The sequence below is a fragment of the Nocardioides sp. JS614 genome (assembly GCF_000015265.1).
In the GTDB taxonomy this organism is placed as follows: domain Bacteria; phylum Actinomycetota; class Actinomycetes; order Propionibacteriales; family Nocardioidaceae; genus Nocardioides.
The window spans coordinates 705,736-724,797 of the sequence record NC_008699.1 but is presented as its reverse complement, the minus strand read 5'-3'; the positions used below and the strand labels follow the sequence as shown (position 1 = coordinate 724,797).

General features: G+C 72.1%; 22 protein-coding genes and 2 tRNA genes. 11 read left to right on the top strand and 13 right to left on the bottom strand.

The genetic code is table 11. From position 1 onward, the window contains the following. Positions 1–20: 20 nt before the first annotated feature. The 4 genes from NOCA_RS27410 to NOCA_RS27905 are packed head-to-tail and all read right to left on the bottom strand — an operon-like array spanning position 21 to position 2,349. Entirely contained in the window at positions 21–326 is a 306-nt protein-coding gene (locus NOCA_RS27410; RefSeq protein ID WP_011754159.1) for a hypothetical protein, read from the bottom strand. Beyond that, the gene (locus tag NOCA_RS04875; protein WP_011754158.1) at positions 326–832 is read right to left on the bottom strand and encodes an aromatic-ring-hydroxylating dioxygenase subunit beta; all 507 of its coding nucleotides are present in this window, start codon (positions 830–832) and stop codon (positions 326–328) included. The genes NOCA_RS27410 and NOCA_RS04875 overlap by 1 nt, the downstream gene beginning before the upstream one ends. Next, the gene (locus NOCA_RS04870) at positions 829–2,103 is read right to left on the bottom strand and encodes an aromatic ring-hydroxylating oxygenase subunit alpha (protein ID WP_011754157.1); all 1,275 of its coding nucleotides are present in this window, start codon (positions 2,101–2,103) and stop codon (positions 829–831) included. The genes NOCA_RS04875 and NOCA_RS04870 overlap by 4 nt, the downstream gene beginning before the upstream one ends. A gap of 51 nt (positions 2,104–2,154) precedes the next feature. Continuing rightward, positions 2,155–2,349 carry a ferredoxin gene (locus NOCA_RS27905; protein WP_041546205.1) on the bottom strand — a complete coding sequence of 65 codons (195 nt, stop codon included), beginning with the start codon at positions 2,347–2,349 and terminating at the stop codon, positions 2,155–2,157. Between the two features lie 258 nt (positions 2,350–2,607). Between NOCA_RS27905 and NOCA_RS04860 the strand changes: the two genes are divergently transcribed. The 5 genes from NOCA_RS04860 to NOCA_RS04840 all read left to right on the top strand — a co-directional run bounded on the left by NOCA_RS04860 (position 2,608) and on the right by NOCA_RS04840 (position 8,608). Further along, on the top strand, positions 2,608–3,345 hold the full coding sequence (locus tag NOCA_RS04860) for an IclR family transcriptional regulator (RefSeq protein WP_041546203.1): 738 nt from the start codon (positions 2,608–2,610) through the stop codon (positions 3,343–3,345). A gap of 158 nt (positions 3,346–3,503) precedes the next feature. Continuing rightward, positions 3,504–4,535: an ABC transporter permease gene (locus NOCA_RS04855; protein ID WP_011754155.1), complete on the top strand. Its 1,032-nt coding sequence runs from the start codon at positions 3,504–3,506 to the stop codon at positions 4,533–4,535. Between the two features lie 50 nt (positions 4,536–4,585). Next, entirely contained in the window at positions 4,586–5,749 is a 1,164-nt protein-coding gene (locus NOCA_RS04850) for a substrate-binding domain-containing protein (protein ID WP_011754154.1), read from the top strand. 1 nt (position 5,750) lies between these two features. Next, a complete protein-coding gene (locus tag NOCA_RS04845; RefSeq protein ID WP_011754153.1) occupies positions 5,751–7,277 on the top strand; it encodes a sugar ABC transporter ATP-binding protein in 1,527 nt (508 codons plus the stop codon). Continuing rightward, entirely contained in the window at positions 7,274–8,608 is a 1,335-nt protein-coding gene (locus tag NOCA_RS04840; RefSeq protein ID WP_011754152.1) for an amidohydrolase family protein, read from the top strand. Before NOCA_RS04845 ends, NOCA_RS04840 begins: the two co-directional genes overlap by 4 nt. A gap of 26 nt (positions 8,609–8,634) precedes the next feature. On the opposite strand, the gene NOCA_RS04835 is transcribed toward NOCA_RS04840, so the two are convergent. After that, on the bottom strand, positions 8,635–9,147 hold the full coding sequence (locus NOCA_RS04835; protein WP_011754151.1) for a PucR family transcriptional regulator: 513 nt from the start codon (positions 9,145–9,147) through the stop codon (positions 8,635–8,637). A gap of 60 nt (positions 9,148–9,207) precedes the next feature. Here NOCA_RS04835 and NOCA_RS27405 point away from each other — a divergent pair, with 60 nt between their 5' ends. From NOCA_RS27405 to NOCA_RS04815, 4 genes are all read left to right on the top strand, one after another. Next, complete coding sequence (locus tag NOCA_RS27405; RefSeq protein WP_158305627.1) at positions 9,208–9,372, top strand: hypothetical protein; 165 nt, start codon at positions 9,208–9,210, stop codon at positions 9,370–9,372. A 120-nt stretch (positions 9,373–9,492) separates the two neighbouring features. Then, positions 9,493–10,767: an aminotransferase class I/II-fold pyridoxal phosphate-dependent enzyme gene (locus NOCA_RS04825; protein WP_238383418.1), complete on the top strand. Its 1,275-nt coding sequence runs from the start codon at positions 9,493–9,495 to the stop codon at positions 10,765–10,767. Between the two features lie 15 nt (positions 10,768–10,782). Then, a complete protein-coding gene (locus NOCA_RS04820) occupies positions 10,783–11,814 on the top strand; it encodes an adenosine deaminase (protein WP_011754149.1) in 1,032 nt (343 codons plus the stop codon). Continuing rightward, positions 11,811–12,233, top strand: coding sequence for a DUF4190 domain-containing protein (locus tag NOCA_RS04815; RefSeq protein ID WP_011754148.1), 423 nt, complete (start codon positions 11,811–11,813; stop codon positions 12,231–12,233). Before NOCA_RS04820 ends, NOCA_RS04815 begins: the two co-directional genes overlap by 4 nt. 20 nt (positions 12,234–12,253) lie before the next feature. Here the strand turns inward: NOCA_RS04815 and NOCA_RS04810 are convergent, their stop codons facing one another. Genes NOCA_RS04810 through NOCA_RS04800 form a run of 3 tightly spaced genes read right to left on the bottom strand, consistent with a single transcriptional unit; the run spans position 12,254 to position 14,050 of the window. Continuing rightward, positions 12,254–13,276 carry a UDP-N-acetylmuramate dehydrogenase gene (locus NOCA_RS04810; RefSeq protein WP_011754147.1) on the bottom strand — a complete coding sequence of 341 codons (1,023 nt, stop codon included), beginning with the start codon at positions 13,274–13,276 and terminating at the stop codon, positions 12,254–12,256. Continuing rightward, the gene (locus NOCA_RS04805) at positions 13,269–13,652 is read right to left on the bottom strand and encodes a MaoC/PaaZ C-terminal domain-containing protein (RefSeq protein ID WP_011754146.1); all 384 of its coding nucleotides are present in this window, start codon (positions 13,650–13,652) and stop codon (positions 13,269–13,271) included. Before NOCA_RS04805 ends, NOCA_RS04810 begins: the two co-directional genes overlap by 8 nt. Further along, entirely contained in the window at positions 13,649–14,050 is a 402-nt protein-coding gene (locus tag NOCA_RS04800; protein ID WP_011754145.1) for an FAS1-like dehydratase domain-containing protein, read from the bottom strand. Before NOCA_RS04800 ends, NOCA_RS04805 begins: the two co-directional genes overlap by 4 nt. Before the next feature lie 32 nt (positions 14,051–14,082). Between NOCA_RS04800 and NOCA_RS04795 the strand changes: the two genes are divergently transcribed. Further along, positions 14,083–15,051, top strand: coding sequence for a hypothetical protein (locus NOCA_RS04795; RefSeq protein WP_011754144.1), 969 nt, complete (start codon positions 14,083–14,085; stop codon positions 15,049–15,051). A gap of 67 nt (positions 15,052–15,118) precedes the next feature. Here NOCA_RS04795 and rpmG read toward each other — a convergent pair whose 3' ends face one another. From rpmG to NOCA_RS04780, 3 genes are all read right to left on the bottom strand, one after another. Continuing rightward, a complete protein-coding gene (gene rpmG / locus NOCA_RS04790) occupies positions 15,119–15,289 on the bottom strand; it encodes a 50S ribosomal protein L33 (protein WP_011754143.1) in 171 nt (56 codons plus the stop codon). A 46-nt stretch (positions 15,290–15,335) separates the two neighbouring features. Further along, positions 15,336–15,409 (bottom strand) — tRNA-Met (locus NOCA_RS04785). Between the two features lie 55 nt (positions 15,410–15,464). Next, a tRNA-Thr gene (locus NOCA_RS04780) sits at positions 15,465–15,537 on the bottom strand. 30 nt (positions 15,538–15,567) lie between these two features. Between NOCA_RS04780 and NOCA_RS04775 the strand changes: the two genes are divergently transcribed. Next, on the top strand, positions 15,568–16,398 hold the full coding sequence (locus NOCA_RS04775; RefSeq protein WP_011754142.1) for a thioesterase family protein: 831 nt from the start codon (positions 15,568–15,570) through the stop codon (positions 16,396–16,398). Here NOCA_RS04775 and NOCA_RS04770 read toward each other — a convergent pair. Beyond that, the gene (locus NOCA_RS04770; protein ID WP_011754141.1) at positions 16,388–17,788 is read right to left on the bottom strand and encodes an amidase; all 1,401 of its coding nucleotides are present in this window, start codon (positions 17,786–17,788) and stop codon (positions 16,388–16,390) included. The two genes, NOCA_RS04775 and NOCA_RS04770, sit on opposite strands and share 11 nt — an antisense overlap. 17 nt (positions 17,789–17,805) lie before the next feature. Then, on the bottom strand, positions 17,806–18,993 hold the full coding sequence (locus NOCA_RS04765; protein ID WP_238383417.1) for an ROK family protein: 1,188 nt from the start codon (positions 18,991–18,993) through the stop codon (positions 17,806–17,808). Between the last annotated feature and the right edge of the window lie 69 nt (positions 18,994–19,062).

Genomic DNA, 19,062 nt, shown 5'->3' with positions numbered 1-19,062 from the left:
TTCCTTGCCGCTCTGCCGCTTCATGCCTGGCCACGGGTTCCGGCCGCAGGGTCGTCGCCGCCCACGGGCGTCGTCGGCTCCCGGTGCAAGACGTTGCCGGGGTCTGCGGCGAACGCGACGACCTGGGCCAGTTCCGACTCTGAGAGCATCGTGAGCGCCTCGAGGACGGTCGCGTCGATGACGCCGGTCGACTCCACCCGACCGGCACTGATCTGGAGGCGGGTACCCCGGCCATGGGGCACGAGCGCCAATGTCACGGAGGCGAACTCGTTGTGGACCCGCCACTTCTCCTGCGGGCCGGACGTCGCGTCGTCTGGTGAGGTCATCAGAAGATCGAGCCGAGCTGGGAGTCGGTCGGATGCTCGGTGTCCAGGTGCACGACCCGCTCCCGGAGCAGGAGGCGACCGTCGTGACGCTCGATCCGGTCGACCCGCTCGGCCGTGGCCAGGCTGGGAGGCTCGGGGAGCCGGGACCGCATCACCATGACGTTGGTACGCACCCGCCAGGCCCGATCGACAGCCAGCTCCTCGATCCGCACGTTGGAAACGAAGTGGCGCACGAACGCCGCCGGTCGCTCGGCCCAGGCGAAGTCCGAGTCGACGCGCTGGAAGCGCATCGAGAGGAAGCTCTTCGACTCGTTGGCGAACTCCAGGACGGCGTCGTACTGGCCCTGCGTCGGCTCCTCGCGGGCCACCGGCACCGGCATCCGGTAGGTGAAGTCGTCATGGAGCAGGTCCAGCCACTCGGCCTGACGGTGAGTGTCGAGGAGGTCGGCCTCGTCGACCAGGAACTGCTCGATCTCGCGGTGCAGCTCGACGGAGATGCCGCTCATCGGCGAGCCTCCATCTGCTCGAGGTAGCGCCTGACCAGGTTGCGCTGATTAGCCTCCGTTAGGTCCTGGCGGACGATGCGACCGGGTCCGGTCCACGGCGGCGTCGCGCGCTCGCCGACATCGACGCCGAGCTCGTAGTTGAACGGCACGACGCCGGCGACCGAGTCGCCGAGCCCCGCGTCGATCCGACGGAAGTTCTCGAGGTCGTCCGCCTCGAAGAACGAGGCGGCACCGTGCTGACGGGTCGAGTAGAGGTAGGACCTGCGCTTCCAGTCCGCGCTGGCATCCTTGGGCACGAGCGTCCAGTAGGTGACGCGGTGCCGGTGTGGGTCGAGCGGTGTGATCTGGCGCAGCTGGGTGAAAGCCACCGCACCGTCGGCGTCGGTGCCGAAGTAGAGCGGGGCCGTCGTGATGAAGAGCAGGTTCGGATAGACCATCCCGTGGATCACGGTGGTCCGCTCCCGGAACCTCCGGTGCTGCTCATCGGCGTCGATCGTGGCGAGGAGGTCGTCCTCGTAGCCCAGCACGACGCCGGGCACCCCCTCGTCGACGAGGTACTGCGCTCGCAGCGAGTGTCCGTGCGGGTCGTTCACGACGAACCCCTCGACGGCGCCCGCCTGGGTCCCCATCACCCCGAGGTCGAACATCGTCTTGTGCGCGGTCTTGAGGTGGTAGCCGTCGCCCGCGAAGTTCTCGACGTGGATCTTCCAGTTCCCGCGGACGTCGACCGTGTGGGCGCCGCCGTGGACCTCGAGCCCTCCTGGGAACAGCTCGAAGAACCCTTGGAGGTACCACAGCATGTCGCCGAGGCTCTCCTGGAGGCCCGGGCCGTCCGGGGACCAGGTCGCGAAGACCAGGCCACAGCAGATCTCCACCCGGGCCTTGCGCAGCCCGAGCCGGGACGGGTCGAAGTCCGGGCCGTAGAGCGAGCGGCGCCCGGGCACGCCCTTGAGGTCGCCGTCGCCGCCGAAGACCCAGCCGTGGTAGCCGCACCGGAACGTCGTGGTGTTGCCGTAGGCGAGCTTGCACACCTCGGTCCCGCGGTGGGTGCACGAGTTGAGCATCACGTGGATGTCGCCACCCTCGGTCCGCGACATGATCACCGGGTTCGCACCCATGCTGCGGGTGACGTAGTCGCCGGGGGCGGGGACCTCGGACTCGTGCCCGATGAAGATCCAGTTCTCGCCGTAGATCGTGGCGAGCTCGCGCTCCAGCACCTCCTGGTCGCGGTAGTAGGAACGCGGGATGCTGACCGACCGCTCAGTGGTCAAGACGAACTCCTCTCCCCTGGGGACTCGGGTGTGGCGGCGATGCCAGAGTGATCATTCCGAGGCGCTGAGCGCACGCGCCGGGCAGCTGAGGATGGCAGCGCGTGCCGCCTGCTCCAACGCGTCCGGGACATCCTCGCCCCCGACCAACTGCACGTAGCCCTGGTCGTCCAGCTCGAAGACCTCGGGGGCCTCGTCGGCGCAGTTGCCGTACGCCTGGCAGCTGGGGCGATCGATGTGGACCTGCACTGTTGTCACTGCTCCTCGAACGTCGACGAACCGATTGGGGTCGGACTCTAGGCATCCACCCCCCAGAACAGAAGATACTTCGCAGAAAATTCGCGAGAGAGGAAGACTCCACCCCCGCCGCGCGGCCCATCCCGCTCCACGGCTCGCTTCGCGGCCGCACGCTACTCCGGTTGCGCCGGCGCCGACCGGATACCTCACGCTGACGGCACGCCCTATGATTCCGCCATGTCGAACGATGATGGTCAGCGCGTTCCAGCCGTGAGTTCCGCCGCCAACGCGCTGCGCCTGCTCATGCTGCTCGAGCACCAGCCCTCCCTGAGGGTCGTGGACGCCTCCAGGGCGCTCAACGTCGCCGGGTCGACCGCCCATCGGCTGCTGACCTGTCTCAAGGACGAGGGATTCCTTCGCCAGCCCGCGGGATCCAGGGCGTACGTGGCGGGACCCAACATCCTCAAGCTCGCCCGGCACTTCAGCGACCAGAACTCGCTGGAGCGGATCGCTCACACCCACCTCGAGCGGCTGTGCAAGCAGGTGAACGAGGCGGTCAACCTGCAGGTGCTCGTGGGCCACGAGGTGCTCTGCCTCGACGCGGTGGTCGAGGATCGGCACGGCCTCCAGGTTCGAAGCATCCGGGGCCAACGCGTGTCGGCGTCGGTGTCGGCGGCCGGCAAGGTCCTGCTCGCGGCCCTCAAGCCCGCCGAGCTGGAGGAGGCACTCGGCCAGGATCCGCGGCACCCGGATGCCGACTGGAGCGCGACGCTGCACGCAGAGCTCGCAACCATCCGTGAGTTCGGCTACGCCACGAACATGGGCGAGCGCGAGCCCGGCGTCCACGCGGTGGCCGTTCCGATCAACGACCCCACCGGCAAGTCGATCGCCGCCCTCGCCGTCGCGGCGCCCTCGGTCCGCCTGCCGCACGTGCGCGTCAGCGGCCTGATCACTCACCTGCGCGCGGCCAGCGGCGCGATCACCCTGGACTACTTCGGCTCGGACTGACTGCCGCTCCTTTTCCTCACAGGGGAATGTTTCGAGAGATCGTTCCACCTTGCTCGACCGCCTGATTACTGTGCGCGGCACACCCAGAGCCAGGGCCGGCTGCCCCGGCGCCCCGCACGCGGAGGCCGGCCCCTCACCAGCACGGAGGCGAGCCGCGCGTGACCACATCGTCGAAGATCCGCACCGACCTCGCGGTCGATCCGACCGCCACCGGTGACGACCGCGCGAGCAGCGGCTCGGGTGGTGGCGATCTCGCCACCCACTTGCAGCGGTACGCGCTGCTCCTCGCCCTGGTCGCGCTGATCGCCGTGTTCTCCGTCCTTCGGACCGAGACCTTCTTCACCGTCGCCAACCTCACCACGATCCTGAGCATCCAGGCGACCGCCGCCATGCTCGCGATGGGCGTCACGCTGGTGCTCATCATCGGAGAGTTCGACCTCTCCGTCGCCGCGGTCATGGGGTTGTCGGCAAGCCTGATCGCCTACCTGACCACCGAGCACGGCGTCTCGGTGCCCCTGGCCTGCCTGGTCGCACTGGCGCTGGCCGCGATCGTCGGCCTCGTCAACGCGGCGCTGGTCGTCGGCGCGGGACTCAACTCGTTCATCGTCACCCTCGCGGTCGGGACCCTGGTCCAGGGGCTGGCCATCGGTGTCGCCGGCTCCGTGACCATCGGCGGCCTCCCGACGTCGTTGACCTACCCCTTCCAGAGCCGGTTCCTCGACGTCCAGGCGGCGTTCTTCTTCATGCTCGCCGTGGCCTTCGTCCTCTACCTCGTGGTGGGCCGGATGCCGATCGGGCGGAGCATGTTCTTCACCGGCAATGCTCGGGCCGCCGCCGAGCTCGCCGGGGTCCGCACCGCCCGGGTACGCGTCGGGGTGATGATGACCGCGGGACTGCTCGCCGGTGCCGCGGGCGTCATGTTCGTGGGGCAGACCGGCGCCGCCAGCCCGTCGATCGCCGACCCGTTCCTGCTGCCCGCCTACGCCGCTGGGTTCCTCGGCGCTACTGCGTTCACCCCCGGTCGGTTCAACGTCTGGGGGTCGGTGTGGGCGGTCTACCTGCTCGCCGTCGGTACCACCGGCTTCCAGTTCCTCGGACTCGACAACTGGGTGATCAATGTCTTCAACGGCGGCGTTCTGGTCCTCGCCGTCGGCCTCAGTCGCTTCTTCGCCCGCAAGGCCCGCACCTGAGCACCTCCCCTCCGCCCGTCTCGGAACCGCGCCAACCGAAGGAAGAGAACATGTCCCAGAAGCCCCTGCGGCTGCTCGCAGCCGCCGTCGTCTCCGCCTCGCTCGCCCTCACCGCGTGCTCGGCACCCGAGAGCACCGCCTCCGTGAGTGAGCAGGACGCCACGTCCGAGATCGCAGTCGCGATGACGGAGCTCATCGAGCAGCACTCGAGCGCCCCCGAGTTCACGCCGCCCGGGCCGGCCGTCGACACGTCGGCGTTGAAGGGCAAGACGATCGCCATCGTCGCCATCGACCTCCGAGTGCCGACCCTCGCCGACGTCGTGGCCAACGCCAAGGTCGCAGCCGGGTTGCTCGGGCTCAAGGTCACGGTCTTCGATGCGAAGAGCCAGGCGACCCTGATGCGGCAGGGCATGCAGCAGGCCATCGACAACCGCGCGGACGCGATCATCAGCGACGGGCTGGTCATGCAGGTGGTGGCCGACCAGATCAAGGCCGCCAAGGACAAGGGGATCCCGACCATCGACGTGGTCAACAGCCCGCCGGTCGCGGACGTGCCGGGTCAGGGCTCGGACCCGAACATCTTCGGCAACGTCTCGCCCGACGCCGAGCTGGGCGGACAGCTGATCGCCGCCGCCGCCATCGCGAGCACCGACGGCGAGGCCAAGGTGCAGATCATGAACACCTCCGAGCTCACCGCCGCCCCGGCGATCGTCAAGGCGATCGCCGAGACCATCGAGAGCTGCGACACCTGTGAGGTCATCTCCACGACCGACACTGCTCTCAACGACTGGTCGACCCAGATCCCGGGGCTCACCGCGACGCAGATCCGCAGCAACCCGGACATCAACTTCATCCTCCCCATCTACGACGCCATGGGCATCTTCGCGACCACCGGTGTGCAGCAGGCCGCCGCGACCGGCAAGACGCGGGTCGCCTCCCAGGACGGCAGCCCCGCGGCGCTGGCCCTGGTCAAGCAGGGGGACGTGTTCGTCGCCAACGTGGCCAAGAGCTCCGCATGGGCCGCGTGGGCCGCGGTCGACCAGGCCATGCGCGGGATGCTGAAGATGGAGCCCGCGAACCCCGTCCTCCCCGTCCGGTTCGTCGACTCGGCCGCCCTGAAGGACGTCGACACCTCGACCTCGAAGTCGGTCGACGAGGCGCTCTTCGGACCGGCCTACCAGGACGGCTACAAGGAGCTGTGGGGCCTCTCCTGACATGCTGTCACCCGGGATCATCATCAGCGGACCGGCTCCGGCCCTCAGCGTCCGCGGCCTCACGAAGAGCTTCGGCTCGACGCAGGCGGTTCGGAAGGTCACCTTCGACGTCCGTAGTGGGGAGGTGCACGCTCTCCTCGGTCACAACGGATCCGGGAAGTCGACCCTGGTCAAGATGATCAGCGGTCTGGTCCGTCCGGACTCCGGTGGCTTCACCATCGGATCGGGGGACGACGGGATCCTCAGGATCGGCGTCGTCCACCAGGACCTGGCGCTCTGCGCTGACGCGACGGTGCTGGAGAACTGCTGCATGGGCGACGTCGTCGCGCGGCGAGGCCCGTTCGTCGACTGGGAGAAGGAGCGGCGGATCCTGCAGCCGATCCTCGACTCGCTGGCCGCGGACTTCCGCCCGAACACGATGGTTCGAGATCTCTCTCCGGCCAACCAGGCGGTGGTGGCGATCGCCCGCGCGCTCAAGCGTGGCGCAACGAGAGCCCCGCTGGACCTGCTGATCCTGGACGAGGCCACGGCCCGGCTGCGGGGGACGGACGCCGACATGGTGCTCGCCACCGCGCGCCGGGTCGCGGCCCAGGGCGGTGGGGTGCTGCTGGTCACCCACCACATGTCCGAGGTCCTCTCGGCGGCCGACCGGGCCACGGTGCTGGCCAGCGGTGCCGTGGTCGACACCGTCGACGTCTCCACCACGCACGAGGACGAGCTGCTCCGCATGGTCAGTGGTCGCCAGGTGACCGCGTTGCGGCGAACGTCGGCGACCACCGTGGCCGCCGACCGGCCGCCACGGCTGGTCCTGGACCGGGTCACCGGTGAGCAGGTCCGCGACCTGTCCCTGGAGATCCGCCCGGGCGAGGTGCTCGGCGTCACCGGCGCCACGGGCGCCGGGTTCGAAGAGCTGCCGTACCTGATCACCCGGCCGGACCGCTGCCACGCCGGAGCGATCCACCTCGACGGGCACAGGCTGCGCGGCCGGACCTACGCCCAGAGCCGGAGGAACGGGCTCGGAGTCGTTCCGGCAGACCGGCTCCTCAACGGCGTGTACGTCGCGGCATCGGTCCGTGAGAACCTCTCCCCGGTCGTACGCCGCGCCAACCGGATCCTCGGCCTGATCGCCGACCCCCGGGAGCGATCCTGGGCGCGTCGCGCCACTGGGGCGTTCCAGGTCCGGACGAGTGGCCCGGACGCGCCGATCGGGTCGCTCAGCGGAGGCAACCAGCAGAAGGTGCTGCTGGCCAGGGTCCTGGAGGACGAGCCGAAGGTGCTGATCCTGCACGAACCCACCCAGGGCGTCGACGAGCCGACCCGCCGGACGCTGATCGAGATCGTCCGCGAGGCCGCACGGGCAGGGACGGCTGTCCTCTACATCTCCTGCGACGTCGACGAGGTCGCCGGTGCGGCCGACCGGGTGCTGGTGCTGCGAGATGGCCGCTGCGTCCACGAGTCTCCGGGCGGGCTGGACCACGCTGACGAGATCTACGCCGCGAGCTACCTCACGGGAGCAGGCGTGCCGTGAGGCTCCTGATCCGCGGTGCGGACGCGGTGCTCACGAGCCACCCGGCTGCCGACAGCGTCCTGGTCGAGGACGGCGTGATCACCGCGATCGGGACCGGCCTGGTCGTCGACGCGGGCACCGGGATCGTCGATGCGCGCGGCGCCGTCGTCGTCCCCGGGCTCGTCAACACCCACCACCACATGTTCCAGTGCCTGACCCGGGTGCGTGGCCAGGAACACGGTCTGTTCGGCTGGCTCGGCGAGCTTTGGCCGCTGTTCGGCCGCCACGACAGTGCCTGGCAGGAGGCGGCCACCGCCGTCGCCGCGGGCGAACTGCTGCTGTCCGGCTGCACCACCACCGTGGACCATCACTACCTGCCTCCGGCATCCGGATCACCCGACCCGGTGGACGCCCAGGTCACGGCCGGGCGCCGGCTCGGGATCCGGCTGGTCAGCGCCGTCGGCAGCATGGATGTCGACGACGCCCACGGCGGGCTCGCCCCCGCTGCCCTGTGCGAGTCGACCGACCGCTACCTCCGTCGGTTGGCCGACCTGACCGACCGCCATCACGATCAGGGGCCGGCATGGCGGACCCGGATCGCGGCCGCCCCCTGCCACCCACTGGCGGTGACCTCGACGCTGGCGCGGGCGGCGCACGGCTTCGCGCGCGACCGCGAGCTCGGCTTCCACACCCACCTGGCCGAGGCTCGCGACGAGGAAGCGGCGACCGTCAGCGCCACCGGCCTCCGCCCGGTCGAGCTGCTGGCGGAGTGGGGCGTCCTCGGCCCGCGTACGTGGCTGGCGCACTGCGTCCATCTCTCCGACGGCGACATCGAGGTGCTGGCCGACACCGGCACCGCGATCTCGCTCTGCCCCACGTCGAACCTGCGACTGGGCTCAGGCATCAGCCGGATCCGTGACCTGGTCGACGCGGGCATCACCGTCTCGCTCGGCGTCGACGGGTCAGCGTCCAACGACGGCGGCAGTGCCCTGGCCGAGGCGCGCCAGCTGCTGCTGGTCTCCCGGGTGCACGGCGTCGAGCACGGACTCACCGCCTCCGAGGCACTGGTCGTGGCGACCACCGGAGGCGCCAGGGCACTGGGCCTGCCGGAGCTCGGCAGGATCGAGGTCGGCGCCCGTGCGGACCTCGCGGTCTTCGACGTCTCCGGGCTCAACGCCGTCGGCACGGAGGCGGACCCGGTGGCCGGCCTGCTGCTCTCGCCCCCGGCTACCGCCCGACACGTGCTGGTCGAGGGCGAGCTGGTGGTGCGGGACCACGCGCTGGTGAACGCCGACCCGGCAGAGCTGGCGGCTCGGGCTCGCGAGGTGGCCCGTTCGCTGCAGACCGGCTGAGCTCGACCGGCCCAGAGGCACCTGCCTCATACCCCGCGCATGTCCAGCACCTGGAGGGCCAGGAGGATCCGCAGCCGGAGCTGAGCGTCGGCGGTGAACGGACCCACGAGCGACTCGATGCGGGTGATCCGGTAGCGCAAGGTGTTGTAGCGGAAGTGCAGCAGGCGCGCGCTCTCGGCCACGCTCATCCCGGTGTCCAGGAGCACCCTGAGTGTCCGGTGGAGATTGTCGTGCTCGGGCGATGGAGCGGTGGCCGACGGCCCGAGCGCCTCGGCGGCGAACGCCGAGGGCTCCGTCGGGTCGTCGATCAGGGCAAGCAGGCGGTAGACACCCAGCGGGTCGAATGACAATGACAGCACCGTCCCGTCGGCGACGACCACGCGTTGCCCGTGTCCGACGCCGGCGGCGATCCGCTCGGTCGTCAGGTCCGGCGGGCCGTCGAGCCGTTCGCTCCGGTCCAGACGGACCTGGGCGGCGTGGAAGTGCCCGGTCGTCCCGAAGCACGGCAGCTCGCGGCCGCGCCGGGAGAGACGTCCCACCCGGGCATCATCGAGCGGGTCCGGGCCGGCCTCGGCCTCTTCCCGGCCGTCGCGTGGGAGATGGACTTCATCAACCCGGCGGAGCTGGCCGGGCTGGCGGTGGTCCCCACCTCAGGTGAGGAAGGGCTGCGGCACCGACTGCGGCTGGCGCGGCGGAGGGCCGGTCGGACCGCGCAGATCGACGCCTTCTGGGAGGCCGCGCGGCAAGCCTGCGGCGACGCATGACCGTGCCGGCCGGGCACGGTACCCGAGACGCGCCGGGTGGCCCGAGGCGGACGCCCGGGTCGAGGAGCGCAGGGCCGGTACGCCGGCAGCCCGCCGGGCCGGCCACCCTACGATATGGGAGTGACCGAGCCCCTGATTGACCTGTCCCGGACCGGCCTGGAGACCTTCAAAGCCGAGCAGCAGGAGGCCTATGACGCGCTCGTCGCCTCCGGGCTCAGTCTGGACCTGACCCGCGGCAAGCCGTCGGCGGAGCAGCTCGACCTCGCCGACGCGCTGCTCACCCTTCCGACGAGGACGACCACGCCGGACGGCGTGGACGCCCGCAACTACGGCGGCCTGGCCGGCATCACCGGGCTGCGCGCCATCTTCGCCGAGCTCCTCGGGCTCGAGCTGGAGCAGGTGTCGGCCCAGGGCAACTCCAGCCTGACGCTGATGAAGGACGTGCTGACCTATCTGTGGCTGCGCGGCGGTGTCGACTCCGAGCGCCCGTGGGGCCAGGAGGAGAGAGTCCGCTTCGTCTGCCCGGTGCCGGGCTACGACCGCCACTTCGCGCTCCTGGAGTGGTTCGGCATCGAGATGCTTCCGGTGCCGATGGTCGAGCACGGCCCCGACACCGACGCCGTCGCCGCCCTCGTGGCCGCCGACCCCACGGTCAAGGGCATGTGGCTCGTCCCGACGTACTCCAACCCCACCGGACACGTGACGACCCAGGAGGTGGCCGAGCGTCTCGCCTCCATGCCGACCGCCGCCCCGGACTTCAAGCTCTTCTGGGACAACGCCTACGCGCTGCACCACCTGTCGAGCGAGGAGACCAAGAGCGCCGACATCGTCACGCTCGCCGCCGTCGCGGGGCACCCGCACCGGCCGGTCGTGTTCGCCTCGACCTCCAAGATCACCCACGCCGGCGCCGGGGTCGCCTTCGTCGGCGGCTCGCGGGAGACCGTCGCCTGGTTCCACGAGAACCTCGGGCTCGGCTCGATCGGCCCGGACAAGGTCAACCAGCTGCGGCACCTGGAGTTCTTCGGCAGTGCCCAGGGCGTGCGCGACCACATGGCCAAGCACCGGGGCCTGCTGGCGCCGAAGTTCGCGGAGGTGGACCGGATCCTCGGCGAGCGGCTCGGCGGCCTCGGGATCGCGCAGTGGACGCACCCGCGCGGCGGCTACTTCGTGAGCCTGGACGTGCTGCCAGGCACCGCGACCCGGGTCATCGAGCTCGCCAAGGCCGCCGGTGTCGCACTGACGCCGGCCGGCTCCGCGTACCCCTACCGCGACGACCCGGCCGACACGAACATCCGGCTGGCCCCGTCGTTCCCCACCCTCAGCGAGGTCACGGAGGCGATGGAAGCCGTCACGGTCTGCGTGCTGCTCGCCGCCTCCGAGAAGCTCCTCGCCTGAGCCGCGCACCACCCGATGCGCGATCTCCACGAGCTCCCGAAGGCGCACCTGCACCTGCACTTCACCGGGTCGATGCGGCACTCGACGCTGCTCGAGCTCGCGGAGAGGGACGGCATCGTGCTGCCCGACCAGCTCGTGGAGGACTGGCCGCCGCAGCTCTCGGCGGCCGACGAGAAGGGCTGGTTCCGCTTCCAGCGGCTCTACGACGTCGCCCGGTCGGTGCTGCGCACGGAGGGCGACGTGCGCCGGCTGGTGCTCGAGGCCGCGGAGGACGACGTCCGCGACGGCGGCCGCTGGCTGGAGATCCAGGTCGACCCCAGCGGCTACGCCGCCCGCTTCGGCGGCATCACCGCCTTCACCGACCTGGTCCTGGACGCGGTCCGGGACGCCGAGCGGGCCACCGGCCTCGGCATGGCGGTGGTGATCGCGGCCAACCGCACCCGCCACCCGCTCGACGCCCGGACGTTGGCCCGCCTGGCCGCGCAGTACGCCGGCCGCGGGGTGGTCGGCTTCGGGCTCTCCAACGACGAGCGCCGCGGCAGCACCGCCGACTTCGCCCCGGCGTTCAGGATCGCCGAGCGGGCCGGGCTGCTGCTCGCCCCCCACGGCGGCGAGCTGCGCGGGCCCGAGCACGTGCGGCTGTGCCTGGACGCCCTGCACGCCGAGCGCCTCGGCCACGGGATCCGGTCGGCGGAGGACCCGGCCCTGCTGGACCGCATCGTCTCGGCGGGCGTCGCGCTCGAGGTGTGCCCGGTCTCCAACGTCGCGCTCGGCGTGTACTCCGACCTGACCTCGGTGCCACTGCCCACCCTGCTGGCGACCGGGGCGACCGTCGCGCTGGGAGCCGACGACCCGCTCCTGTTCGGCTCGCGGCTGGCCGGCCAGTACGCCACGATGCGCGCGGCCCACGACCTCACCGACACCCAGCTGGCCGAGCTGGCCCGGATGTCGGTGCGCGCCTCCCGGGCCCCCGGGGACGTCCGGTCCCGTGTCCTTGCCGACATCGACGCCTGGCTCGGAGCCAGTCCTGCGACGATGGGGCCATGAGCGACCCGAACCAGCCCGGCGAGCCGCAGCAGCCCTACCAGCAGCCCTACCAGCAGCCCTACGGCGCGGGGCAGTACCAGCAGCCCTACCAGCCCGGGCCGGGACAGCCGCCGTACCACTGGGCGCCCAAGCCGCCGGAGCACCCGTCGGCCACGACCGCGATGGTGCTCGGCATCATCGGCCTGGTCGGCATCCTCCTCTGCGGAGGCGTCACGCTCGTGGTGTCGCCGTTCGCCTGGGCGATCGGCAGCCGCGCGCTGCGGGAGATCGACGCCGAGCCCGGCCGCTACAGCGGCCGGGAGATGGCCTCCGCCGGCCGGGTGATGGGCATCGTCGGCACCGGCCTGCTGGCCCTCGCGGTCGTGATCGTGCTCGCCTTCATCGCCCTCTTCGTCGGGGTCGCGACCACGAGCCCGTAGCCGGGGATCCTCCCCGCGGGTCAGAGCTCACAACCGACCAGCACCGGCTCGTTGACCAGCCGGATCCCGAACCGCGCCTCGACCCCGTCGCGCACCTCGCGCGCGAGTTGCAGCAGGTCCGCGGTCGTCGCGCTGCCGCGGTTCGTCAGCGCCAGTGTGTGCTTCCCGGACAGCCTCGCCGGGCCCGCGCCGTACCCCTTGCCGAAGCCGGCCTGCTCGATCAGCCAGGCGGCGCTGGTCTTCACCCGGCCGTCGGGCTGGGGCCACGCCGGCGCTCCGTCCGGTACGGCGTCCGCGGGGACGACCGGGTTGGTGAAGAACGACCCGGCACTCCAGGTGTCGTGGTCGGCCGGGTCGAGGACCATGCCCTTGCCGGACCGCAGGGAGAGGACCGCCCGGCGCACCTGCGCCGACGGGGCCCGCTGACCGACCTCCACACCCACGGCGCGGGCCAGCTCGGCGTAGCTCACCGGCGCTCCGAGCGAGCCCTGGCGGAACTGGAACGTCACCGACAGCACGACGTGCCGCCCGGGGTCCTGCTTGAACCGGGAGGTGCGGTAGCCGAAGCCGCAGTCGGCGCCGGCGAACGTGCGGACCCCGCGCAGCGTCCGGTCCCAGACCCGGACGCTGGCGATCGTCTGGGCGACCTCCTGGCCGTAGGCGCCGACGTTCTGGATCGGCGTGGCGCCCACGGATCCGGGAATGCCGGACAGCGCCTCGATCCCGGACCACTCCCGCTCGACGGCGAGTGCGACCAGGTCGTCCCACGTCTCGCCGGCTGCGACCGTGACCAGGACCCCGCCGCAGGAGGCGCCGTCCTCGACGTCGGGTACGACGCCGCGCGTGGCGACCTCGACGACGGTGCCCGGGAAGCCGTCGTCGGACACGACGAGGTTGCTCCCGCCGCCGAGCACCAGCACGGGCTCGCCGGCGCCGTCGGCCTCGCTCACCGCCGCGACGAGCTCGTCCTCGGAGGTGGCGCGCACCCAGCGGCCGGCCGGACCGCCGAGCCGCAGCGTCGTGTGGTCGGCGAGATCAGGCACGGAGGACGGCCTTCGGCATGCCCAGGACCTTCTGGCCCGCGCAGGTGACCGTCAGCTTCACGGTCGTCACGCCGTCGGCCTCCTCGGCTTCCCCGGCGACCTCGACGTCGACGCCGCCCGAAGCCGGCACCACGACCGGGTTGGTGAACTTGCAGCCCAGGCTGACCACCTGCGCACCCGGGAACCATTCGGACACGGCCCGGGCGGCGAGCGCCATCGTGTACATGCCGTGGGCGATCACCCCCGGCAGCCCGACGCTGCGGGCCACCGCCTCGTCCTGGTGGATCGGGTTGTGGTCGCCGCTCGCCTCGGCGTACGCGACCAGGTCGGCGCGGGTGACGGTGAAGGTCCGGGCCGGCAGGCTCCCGGCACTCATGCCCCGGCCCCCCGATGCACCAGGGTGGCGCTGGTCGAGCAGACCAGCGCGCCCGCCTCGTCGGTGACCTCGCTGGTGGTGCCGATGATGTCGTTGCCGGCGATCTGGCGCAGGCTGCTCACGGTCAGTGTCGCGGTGAGCACGTCCCCGGGGACGACCGGGCGCTCGTAGGCGAACCGCTGCTCGCCGTGCACGATCCGGTGCAGCTCGATCGCCTCCGCCTCGAGGAAGGCGTTCATCGCCTCGAACGCGAGGACGATCGGGTACGTCGTGGGCGCCGGGCCGCCGTCGTACGCGCCGCCGGTGGCGGCCACGAAGCTCCGGACGTGCTCCTCGGTGACCGCATAGGGTCGGGTGGGTGGGAACACCCGGCCGACGAGCGACTGGTCGACAGGCATGGCGTCAACCTAGCCGGTGGCTCGTCGGCGTCGTGCTGGCGCTCGCCCTGGCGGCCGGCGCCGGATGCACCGGGTCGAGGCTCCCGTTCCCGGACCACGACGACCGGCGCTCCGGCTGCGGCCCGCTGACGTACGACGAGGTCCGCGGGCGACCGCCGGCGTACCTCGGCAAGCCCGCCCTCGACCGGTTCGCCAACGACCACGCGGTCTGTGCCGGGGTCTGGCTGCGGACCGGGCGGGGCTTCGTGCCCCAGGGCGTGGCCACCGCCGGCTGGGCGGCCTGGGTCAGCGGCTTCGACGGCGACGCTCCTCTGCACCACCGCTACTGCGCGATCACGCAGGTCGACCTCCGCACCGGCCGTACGATGGCCCGCCTCGACCCGGTCGCCGGGCAGGTCGGCGACCGCGACCCGGTGACCTGCCGGCACGGCGGCGGCCTGGTCCGCGACGCCCACGGCCTGTGGCTGGTCGAGACGAGCCGGTTGTGGCTGATCGACCCCGGGACCCTCGACGTCCGGCGGGTCTGGGCGCTGGCGGATCCGCTGCGGGGGTCCTTCGCGCTCCTCGACGGCGACGGCCGGCTCGGCATCGGGCGGTGGTACCCGCACCGTCCGGGCCGGGTCGACTGGTTCGACACCGACGCGCTGGTCGCCTCGACCGCGCTCGACATCACCCCGGCGACGGCACAGCGCTCCACGCCGGCGCCGCGCGCGACCCAGGGCGCGGTGTGGGGAGCCCTCGGCGGCGGGCGCCCGGGGGCGTGGTTCGTGCAGTCGGTGACCCGCTGCGGCGTGCTGGTCGGGCCCGACGGCACCCGGCGGCGCGCCTTCGTGCCGGGTGCGGAGGGGATGTCACTGGCGGGGCGCAGGTCGCTCTGGGTCGTCAGCGAGTCGGGCACCAGGCACTACCAGCGACTCGGCGGGCGGCCCGTCGTACCGATGCTGGTGCGCCTCGACCTCACCGACTTCGCCTCCTGGACCCGGCCCGGCTGCCGGGTCTGACCGGGGGCGGCTCGGAAATGACGTCGACCCGCCCGAGAGTCTCGGGCGGGTCGACGTGGAAGATCGCTCAGCGGGTCTCGCGGTGCGCGGTGTGCTTGCGGCAGCGCGGGCAGAACTTCGAGAGCTCCATCCGGTCCGGGTCGTTGCGCCGGTTCTTCTTCGTGATGTAGTTGCGCTCCTTGCACTCCACGCAGGCGAGGGTGATCTTGGGGCGAACGTCGGAGGTCTTGCTGGCCACGGGTTGTCCTTCGAGGTCGGTGCTGGTGTCACTGTCCAGGTCGCAGTAGCGGGGGCGGGACTCGAACCCGCGACACCACGATTATGAGCCGTGTGCTCTAACCACCTGAGCTACCCCGCCACGAGGGCACGGCTGCGCGGTCCAGAGTAACCCGACCACCCAACGTCTTGCCCAGAGCCCCTTTACGGAATCGAACCGTAGACCTTCTCCTTACCATGGAGACGCTCTGCCGACTGAGCTAAAGGGGCAACGACGCAGAACAATACACAGGGGGACGGGTGATCGAAAAATCGGCTGAGCCGGTCGCTTTCTACCGGCACAGCGACCGTTTCGCGGGTCCGTCCGACGGGCCGGTCGAGGCCTTCGAGTCGCTGCCGACGACCGCCGGGCCGTGGTCCCCCGACGCCCAGCACGGCGGCCCGCCCGCGGCGCTGCTGGCGCGCGCGATCGAGCGGCTCCCGGCCGCCGGGGGCGGTCGGGTCGGCCGGTTCACGATGGAGCTGCTCGGGCCGGTGCCGGTCGGGCCGGTGGCGGTCTCGGCGCGCGTGGTGCGGCCGGGGCGGTCGGTGCAGCTCGCGGCCGCCGAGCTCCACGACGTGGCCCGGGGCCGGGTCGCCGCCACCGCGGCGGCCTGGTTGTTCCCCCGGACCGCAGGACCGGGTGCCGGCCCGGCCCCGCTGCCGCACACGCCGGCCGACGGCGTCGCACACCCCCGGCCGGAGGCCTGGCACGGCGGCTACCTCGACGCGATCGAGTGGCGATGGGTGAGCGGCGGGCTCGAGGTCCCCGGCCGCGGGGTGGTGTGGATGCGGCCGCCGGCACTGGTCGAGGGCGAGCCGATCAGCCCGGTGCAGCGACTGCTGGCGTGCGTCGACTCGGCCTCCGGCGCGAGCGCCGCCCTCGACGTGCGCGAGTGGGGGTTCTTGAACACCGAGCTGACCGTGCACGTGCTGCGCGAGCCGGCGGGCGAGTGGGTGTGCCTGGACGCGGAGACCACCCTGTCCGACGGGTCGGTCGGGGTCGCCACCTCCGCGACGTACGACGAGCGCGGCCTGGTCGCCCGGTCGGCGCAGGCGCTGCTCGTCGTACCGCGCTCGGTCAGTCCGTGATCCGCGGCCAGGGCGCCGCCTCCTCGAGCTCGTAGGCGAGCTCGAGGAGCGTCGACTCGCGGCCGGCTCCGGCGGAGAGCATCATCCCCTGCGGCATCCCGGTCGAGGTGGTCGCGAGCGGCAGCGACACCGCGGGGTCGCCGGTCGCGTTCTGCCATGGCGTGAACGCCACCCACTCGAGGATCCGCTCCATCACGGTGTCGAAGTCGTTGGTCGGGTCGAGGTGCCCGATCAGCGGGGTCGCCTGCGCGAGCGTCGGGGTGAGCGCGACGTCGTAGCGGCGGTGGAAGTCGGCGGAGACCCGGGACAGCCGGCGCAGCCGGGCGATCGCCCCGGGCAGCCGGTGGAGGCGCCGCCGGCAGTGGCGGTCCAGCCCGAGGGTGAGGTTGTCGAGCCGGGTGCGGTCCCACGACGTGCCGAGGTGCCGGCGGCCGGCACCCACGATCGTCATCGCCAGCATCGACCAGTAGAGCAGGAAGTCCTCGGGCACCGTCGCCGGCGCGGGGTGCACGACCTGCTCGACCTCGTGGCCCAGCTCCTCCAGGAGCCGGGCGGTCTTGAGGGTCAGGTCGACGACCTCGGGGGAGGCGGTGCGGCCGATCCCGCCGGTGTGCACCGCGATCCGCAGCCGGGCCCGGCCCGGCCTGGTGACATCGCCGATCGGGGGCAGCGACAGGGCGCGGTACACGTGCTCGGCCTCGCGCAGGAAGGCCGCGGTGTCGCGCACCGAGCGGGTGAGCACGCCGTCGGCCACGATCCGCACCGGCATCCGCCGGGTCAGCCGGTCCTGGGCCAGCCGGTCGCGCGTCGGCTTGAGCCCGACCAGCCCGTTGACGGCCGCAGGGATCCGGATCGAGCCGCCGCCGTCGTTGCCGTGGGCGATCGGTACGGCGCCGGCGGCCACCAGCGCCGCCGTACCCGCCGACGAGGCGCCGGCGGTGCGGGCGGTGTCCCACGGCGAGCGCACCGGCCCGAGGCGGGGGTGCTCGGCGGAGGGGCTGAAGCCGAACTCGGAGAGCTGGGTCTTGCCGAGCGGCACCAGCCCGGTGGCCAGGAACATCCGGGCGAAGTCACCGTCGTGCTTGACCGGTCGGGCGCGGTAGGCGTCACAGCCCTGCTGGGTAGGCATCCGCGCGACGTCGACGTTGTCCTTGACGAAGGTCGGCACCCCGGCGAAGTAGCCGCCGCGCGGGTCCCGGGCCTCGGCCCGGGCCCGGTCGTAGGCGACGTAGGCGAGCGCGCCGAGCTCGGGCTGGAGCCGCTCGGTGCGGGCGATCGCGGCGTCGACCACCTCGCGGATCGACACCCGGCCCTCCTGGATGGCCTCGACGAGCCCGACCGCGTCGAGGGTGCCGAGGGCGTCGTCGCCGAAGGCGTGTACTCGGGTCACGGAGCAGACGGTAGCGGTCAGGCCTGGGTGGCCAGCCGACTGTCGATGGCGACCGGGCTCAGCACGTGGTCGAGAGCCAGTGCCGCGCAGCCGACGACTCCGGCCCGGGCGCCGTGGGTGGCCGGCAGGAACTGCAGGTCGCGGGTCGCCAGCGGCGCGGCCCGGCGGTAGACGCTCTCGCGCACCCCCGCGAGGTAGAAGTCGAAGGCCGCGCCCATGTCGCCGCCGATGACGACCGCGGCCGGGTTGAGCAGGTTGATCGCCACGGCGAGCAGGTCACCGAGCTCGCGGCCGCTGTCGCGCAGCAGGCCCCGGGCGGCGGAGTCGCCCTGGAGGGCGAGGGCGACCAGCTCGCGCACGTGGCCGACCGGATGCCCGCCTTCGGCCATCTTGGCCACCAGCGACCAGCCGCCAGCGATCGTCTCCAGGCAGCCGGCCGCGCCGCAGCGGCAGGGCAGTTCGCCGGCGGCGTCGACCTTGGTGTGCCCGATCTCGCCCGCGGCCCCGAGATGCCCGCTGAGCACCCGGCCTCCGGCGATGATGCCGAGGCCGAGTCCGGTGGAGGCCTTCACGACCAGTACGTCGCCGAGGTCACCCGCACCGCCCAGCAGCTCGGAGCGGGCCAAGACGTCGGCGTCGTTGCCCACGAAGAGCGGTGCCTGCGCGAGATCGGCGAAGTACGGCGCCAGCGGCACCCCGTCCCACCCGGACATGACCGGGGAGCCGATGCTCACGCCTCGGGCCTGGTCGAGGGTGCCGGGCAGGCTGAGCCCGATGCCGAGGACCGGTGGCTCGACACCCGCGAGCAGGCCTCGGAACCGGTCGACGACATCGGCCATCAGCTCGTCCGGGCCGACCCCGACCTCGTGGTCGCGCGAGTCTGCCGAGAGCTCCTGGCCGTCGAGGTCGAGCACCGCCAGCTGGCTCCGGGACCGACCGATCGCGGCCGCGAGGACGGTGCCCGCGTCCTTGTTGAAGACCAGGGCGCCCGGAGGCCGGCCGCCGGTCGAGGCGAGCTCCTCGCCGAGCAGCAGGAGCCCGGCGGAGGTCAGCGAGCCGACCCGCGCCGTGACGGCGGTCCGCGACAGCCCGGTGAGGGCACGCAGCTGGGAGCGGGTGCTGGCCCGTCCGGTGCGCACGAGCTCGAGCAGCTCCCCGGCGGTGGCCGGCGCGGCCGTCTCGCGGTTCTCGACCAACTGGGTCACGAGCTGAGCATAAACCGCCGTACTTGGACCCGAGAAAGACCGATTCCTTGGGTGTATCGACCCGAACCG